The sequence below is a fragment of the Egibacteraceae bacterium genome, assembly GCA_040905805.1.
Taxonomy (GTDB): domain Bacteria; phylum Actinomycetota; class Nitriliruptoria; order Euzebyales; family Egibacteraceae; genus DATLGH01.
This window is the reverse complement of record JBBDQS010000090.1, coordinates 1-4,948: the sequence shown is the minus strand read 5'-3', so window position 1 is coordinate 4,948 and position 4,948 is coordinate 1. Positions and strand designations below refer to the sequence as shown.

The following is a 4,948-nucleotide window of genomic DNA, read 5'->3' as shown; positions in this document are numbered from 1 at the left end:
GGTCAGCGCTCTAGTGGCAGGGAACGCCGAGGAGGTGACGAGCGTCGTGGAACAGCTCGTGCAACACCCCGCCGGAGTCGGCCAACGCCGTGGTCACCGGAGCCAGCAACGCGCCCTGGTCGAACAGGGTGGCGTAGACGACCGCGATAAGCGTCGCAAGCAAACCGAGCGCGGGAATGAACAGCGCACGGCCGTCGAGAGGAGCCTGGTACTGCTGCATGAGACCTCCTTGGGGATCGTCCGTCCCCGGGTAGGCACATGGGCGGCGGCCAGTCTCCTGACTCCCGGATCGTTGCTCCCCTCGGCCTTCCCACCCCTCATGGTGGTGGCGTTGTCGAGGCTTGCTCCCCGGTCACAGTGGCGGGACCGCGCCGGACTCGCACCGGCTTCCTGGACCCACCGCCCAAGCGGCGACTCCCGTCGCCGCCTATGACGTGAGGCGCAAGCCTAGCGAGCGATCTCGGGGCGTCAAGGACGGAGTGTGGCGGAACGTCCGCAGCGGACTGCGCGTGGGCGTGATCCTTCGATGTGCCATTCCCGGATACGACCACCTGGTGTCAGCACCTGGTGAGTTGAGGACCTACCCCGAGGGCAGCACGACATCAGTAGGACGTGGGTAGGGCACATGCCACGTCGGTAGGTCACGCCTACTTCGATGCGGCCACGTGGGTCGGCCTGGGAGTCGAAGTCGAAACGCTGCAGCCACCGACACCGATCGGAAGCTCGCCAAGGATTTGATGTGGGTTGGGCGCCGCGGTTGGGCGCGCTGGCGGGCCCCGAGACGAGGCCTCGGGTCCGTGGTAGGTGAGGGCGTCGCGGTCGGTGACGCGGACGGCAACGCACCTGGTGGGGGTTCTCCGCGACGGCCGGCGTCGATTACGGTGCCGGTCACGCGCAGGCGCGGCCCAGTTTGGAGCGTGCCGGTGTCGCGCGGCGCATGGCCTCGATGAGCACGTCGGCAATCGTGCGGGGGCCCACGCCGGTCATTGGTTGCACGCGGCTGCCGGTCATGACCGCCTCGAGCAGGCCGCGGCCCTCGTCGCTGGCCTGGCGGTAGCCCAGGTCGCGTGCGAGGTTGCCTTGCGGGTCCAGGTCGACCGTGAGGGTGCGCCACCCGCCGAGGGCGGCGGTGGCGGCGACGTTGGCGACGATCGAGGTCTTGCCGACTCCGCCTTTGCTGTTGACGACGGCGGCGCAGTTGTCGAGCACGGACGACACCCCTCCCTGACGGTACGGCGCGCGTCGGGGCGCGCCTTGGGTTATGCCGTCAGGCAACCCTGGTGGTGTGACACGTGGGCCACCATAGGGCGCACCACACGGGAAGGAACAGGCCGCACCATAGGGCGCACCACCCGGGCCCGCAGTAGGCCGCACCATACGGTGGACCCCACCGCCGGGCTCGACGGCCTCACGGCCTTGACGGCCGCGGAAGTGCTGCCCGCCAGCCCTTATCGCGCTGGTGGGTCTCGGCCGCGGGGTCGGGACGCATCCTGGGAGGCGCCGCTTCGGGCTGAGGCGGGCGAGGTCGCCGCGGGCGGTGAGGGCGGCGGACGGTCCTGCACCGCCTGGGCAGCATGGCGCAGGTCGGCGCTGTGGGCGTGATGGCACACCCGGTGACGGGGCGGGGAGTTCGGGCGTGGCGGCCGCCCCGCGGCCTGGGCTCTCGCCGGCTGGGCCGCAGCGGAGGCCGCGGGCGTCGGTGCCACGTCGGCGGCGGTTTGGTCGCCTGGCGTTGGCTCGCGGCCGTTGCCCGGCCGGGTGTGGGTGGCCCCATGGTCGCGGGCTGGCCGGTGGAGGGCCGTGTCGGCGGCTGACAGAACCGGTTCCCCAGTTCGCCCCTGGGACGGGCTGCCGGGGGTGTCGGGTGCGGGGCCGGTCGCGCCCGTTTCGGGTGTGGCGGCCTGGTGCAGCAGGTTGACCGCCTCGCCGCGCAGCAGCGGATGGTGGTCGGGGAAGTCACCACCGCCGCGGGACAGGCCGATGCGACGCAGGCGGGCCCGAGCGGCCTCAAGCAGTCCTCGGCGCGTAGCCGGGTCCAGAGCGTCAAGCTCGCCCACAGCGGGAATCTGGGGGCCGGTGGAGGCGTCGGCGGGCGGTGCGTCTGGCTGCTGGCCTTCGGGTGGGTGGGCGGTGCGGGCGGGTGACGCCGGCTCGGGTGGGGGCCTGTGGCCGGCGGGTGCGGTTTCCAGCAGGACGCGGGCACGGTAGGCCAGCACGCGCACGGGTTGGGTGGCGGTGCGCAGCTCTCGACGGGTCAGCTCCGCTGCCAGGCGTTGGGGTGACCAGCCCGTGCGTGCCAGCAGCGCGGAGCACACCGGGCCCGCAGGGTGGTCGAGGTGCGGATCTGCTGTTGCTGTAAGCCATCCCCGGCCAGCGCAGCGAGACGGCCAAGGGTGCGCTCGACGTCGCCGGCGGGTTGTTGTTCTTGACCTTCACCATCTACACCCGGGTCTTGGCGCGCGCGCGAACAACAGAGACCGGCTGCCGGTTTTGCAGGCGGGTCTGCCGAAGATGCAAGAAGTTGGACAGCCGTTCCTGCAAGCACCTGCCCATTTCGGGCATCACCGGTGGTCGTCTCGGTGGGCGCGGTGTCGCAGCCGTGGCCGGTGCGCAACACGAAGTACAGCGGCAGCCGCCAACCCTGCGCGGGCCCGGGGAGACGCTCGAGCGCACCGCAGGCGGTGAGCTGGTCGGCCCAGCCAGCCCAGGTGTGCGCTTTCACGCCCAGGTGGCGGGCAACGGCGGCGTCGCACAACGCCATCTCGGCGGTGTCCCAGCGGGTGTGGCAGTAGCGCAGCAGCGACCAGGCGCCCAGTGCCGCCAGGCGGACACCGTTGCCCCGCCAGGCCACCACGGTGGCCCGAAACGTCGGCCGGTGGGTGTAGACGAACCGGCCGCGCAACGTCGCGTCGCCCGCACGGTTCTGCAGCGCCTGCCACCCGGGCAACCGGTAGCGGTCCCACCCGCGGCGTACCAGCAGCCCGGCGTCCTCCAGCAGCGGCCCGTAGCCGGTTTGGCCGGTGCGGGTGGGACGGCACCAGGTGGTCTCAGCGACGCCCAGCATGGCCGTGATCGACCGGCTGGTGGCGTGCAGGACCCCGTTGGGTTCGGCGGCGCCGTGGCGCAACAGCTCAAAGGCGCCCAGCGCGGCCAGCCACCGCCGCCCTCCGGGGTCAGCGGCCGCCAGCGGTTGCCACACCAGCTGGCGGAACCGGTCGACGTCGGTGGGCAGTGCCCCAGCGGTCGGGCGGTCCCAGGGCCCGCCGACCAGGCGACCCGGCGGTGCTGACCGCCCTGGAGCGAATAGGTCGGTGGCGGCCCCGGCCGACGGGTCGGCGCCGGCCCGGGCGGACGGGTCGGTGGTGGTGTGCATCACGCCGCTCCGGCCCAAAAGCGGCGTCCCCAGATGGCCGAGCCGATGGGTGCACACCCAGCAGTTTGCAGGCCAGCTCGTCGCCGGCGGCCACGGTGATCCATTCGCGCTGCAGCGCCCGGTAGTAGGCCTTGGCGAGGCGTTGGCTCTCGCGGGTGCGCCGGCGGCCCCGCAGCAGCGCACCCACCCCGCCGCAGGCGGAGACGGCGGCGGCGAGCGGCTCGGCGGGCAGCCACGCCCCGGAAGGCGGGGCCGCCACACCCTGGGGGGCGGGTCGCGGCGCGACGGGCGTGGCCTGCAACCGGTTCGCGGTCGCGGGATGGTCAGACAGGGCGTGTGGTGCGCCGTGGTGTCCCACGACGCTGTTATCTTCGCAAACAGGCAAGGCTGTGCCCTCCCCAAGGCCCACAGGGCCCTCAGTGGCGGGACGGTCCGCCGGACGTCTCTGGCAAAGGAGTGGGTCCGGCAGACCGGGCTTGTCGCGGAAGGTCCCGGCATTGCCGGGGCCTTTCCGCATATCAGCGGCTTCGCTCGCGCGACAAGCCGCCGGCGTCAGCTCAGGCTGGTGGGCCTCGCGCCACGCGGCTCACCGCCGGTCACCACCGCTGCGGTCAGCCAGCTGCCGCAACGCAGGAGGGTCACCGTCGAGCACCACGAGCTCGACGTCGCGGTGGTGCAGGCAGCGCCCGCCATCGGGTGTGGGGGTGGCGCACAGGCACGACGGCGGGGGAAACAGGTGCGGTGCGCTGGCGGCGAGCTCACGCGCGCTCAGATGATCCTGGGGCCGGCAGTACACGCACTCGCACGGCCGGCGGTCGCCAAACGACCCGAGCCGGTGGGCGTTGGCGCAGCCCAGGGCTTGGCGGCGCTGGCGGTCGGCGTCTTGGCGGGCCCGGTACGCCACGTTGGCCGCCCGCAGCGACGCCAGCGCACGCTCGTGCTCGGGGTCGAGGTAGCGGTCAAGCTTGTGCGGTTCGCCGTAGGCCCCATGCCCGGTGTTCGCCGCAGCGAAGCGCACCCGGCGAGGGACCAAAATCCCTCCCTCCGCCCCACTCGCGAGACCGGTGACCGCCGAGACCGCAACGACACCTGCGGCTCTCGCGGCCGCGTTCGCGAGCCGCTCGGCGACGCGCTCCGCTCGCCGCTCAGCCGTTCCCCGGCGTGCACCGCCGGCGACCGTAGGGGGCCGTGACGACGTACTCGGCGGCGTTGCGGAACGCTGGGGCCTGGTGGGGGAGCAGGGACTCAGACGCCGGCGCCATTACCAGGCCCCCACCGATCCAGGTGTTGGCATCGGTGCGAGGCCCGCCCCCACAGCCGCGGTACTAGATTTCCACGCGTGCGATCCCCGATAATGGGGTCTGCGGGGCTGTGCAGCCCCCCGACTGATCACCGCCTGATCACAGCAGGCTCGGCATACAACGTCACACGTGGTGCACCAGTGGCACGCACGAGCAGCAAAAGCCTGTGAGCCGTCGTTTCAGGCCACTGGTGCGCACCCGGTGACACGGCCTCGAACAGGTTCCCAAGCTCGCAATGGGGGTTCGATTCCCCTCACCCGCTCCACAAAACCGC

5 protein-coding genes and 1 riboswitch are annotated in these 4,948 nt (G+C 72.4%); of the genes, 1 reads left to right on the top strand and 4 read right to left on the bottom strand.

Annotated elements, in window-relative coordinates:
* Positions 1-10 precede the first annotated feature (10 nt).
* Positions 11-220 carry a hypothetical protein gene (locus WD250_09810; protein MEX2620502.1) on the bottom strand — a complete coding sequence of 70 codons (210 nt, stop codon included), beginning with the start codon at positions 218-220 and terminating at the stop codon, positions 11-13.
* Between the two features lie 29 nt (positions 221-249).
* A riboswitch (cobalamin riboswitch) is annotated at positions 250-434 on the bottom strand.
* 454 nt (positions 435-888) lie between these two features.
* Positions 889-1,209: a ParA family protein gene (locus WD250_09805; protein MEX2620501.1), complete on the bottom strand. Its 321-nt coding sequence runs from the start codon at positions 1,207-1,209 to the stop codon at positions 889-891.
* Positions 1,210-1,904: 695 nt separating this feature from the next.
* On the opposite strand from WD250_09805, the gene WD250_09800 reads away from it, so the two are divergent.
* Complete coding sequence (locus WD250_09800; GenBank protein MEX2620500.1) at positions 1,905-2,144, top strand: hypothetical protein; 240 nt, start codon at positions 1,905-1,907, stop codon at positions 2,142-2,144.
* A gap of 110 nt (positions 2,145-2,254) precedes the next feature.
* Here WD250_09800 and WD250_09795 read toward each other — a convergent pair whose 3' ends face one another.
* Complete coding sequence (locus tag WD250_09795; protein MEX2620499.1) at positions 2,255-3,373, bottom strand: hypothetical protein; 1,119 nt, start codon at positions 3,371-3,373, stop codon at positions 2,255-2,257.
* 586 nt (positions 3,374-3,959) lie between these two features.
* Positions 3,960-4,406, bottom strand: coding sequence for a hypothetical protein (locus WD250_09790; protein ID MEX2620498.1), 447 nt, complete (start codon positions 4,404-4,406; stop codon positions 3,960-3,962).
* Positions 4,407-4,948: the final 542 nt, after the last annotated feature.

Excerpts from the sequence above, each read along its gene's own strand:
- WD250_09810 (MEX2620502.1), bottom strand. The coding sequence starts at position 220 with ATGCAGCAGTACCAGGCTCCTCTCGACGGCCGTGCGCTGTTCATTCCC.
- WD250_09795 (MEX2620499.1), bottom strand. The coding sequence starts at position 3,373 with ATGCACACCACCACCGACCCGTCCGCCCGGGCCGGCGCCGACCCGTCG.